A 664-nucleotide genomic window follows, 5' to 3' on the forward strand; every position below is an offset into this window, starting at 1 on the left:
GTGCGGTGTGGTTGATGGTGAGGAAGAGCACGGTTGTGTTTCGGGTGCGGGCGAGTGGGGGCTGGTCGCGCCCCGCGGCGGAGCCGCTGATCGATGCAGCCCCGCGCCCCTCAAGAGGTGGGTGCAGGCCGACCATGTCCGTCGCCTCGCTGCCTTCCGCCCGGCCTGCGCCCTCCACGACCTCCAGCCGGATCGGTGGGGACAGGGACAGGGGAGGTGCCTCCACCAACGCCCTTGTCCTCGCATCCCGCAGGGCATTGCGCCCCGCCTTCGGAAAGCTCACCACCTCCACGTCCGGCTCCGCCGTCAGTTCCCACTCGTAGCGGCGGCGGTACCAGCCCCCCGGGGCCTCCCGCATCAGAATCCGGGGGTGGCGGTGCAGGGCCTCCAGGAACGCCTTGCGGAGCCGGGACCGGTCCAGTCGCCCAGGCAGGTGCACCTCTATGTGGACCGTCTCCGGTTCCTCCTCCTGGAGGCAGTGGCGGGAGACCTCGTCGACCACCGGGAACGGGATGCGCGTCGGTGGGGTCATTCCGGTTCCGTCCTCCCCTTGTTCACCCCGGGCTCGGGCTCGGGCTCACGCACGCTCACCAGCGCAGCGAACAAGCCGATCAGCGCCAGCAGTTGGGCCACGTGGCCGAATGCCCCGTGCGACGCGCCCACC

At 70.9% G+C, this 664-nt stretch carries 1 pseudogene; it reads right to left on the minus strand.

The features are described from left to right. Positions 1–532, minus strand: a pseudogene (locus EHS43_RS45585) (condensation protein); the annotation flags it as partial. Positions 533–664 lie beyond the last annotated feature (132 nt).

It is taken from the genome of Streptomyces sp. RP5T (assembly GCF_003933965.1).
Classification (GTDB): Bacteria; Actinomycetota; Actinomycetes; order Streptomycetales; family Streptomycetaceae; genus Streptomyces.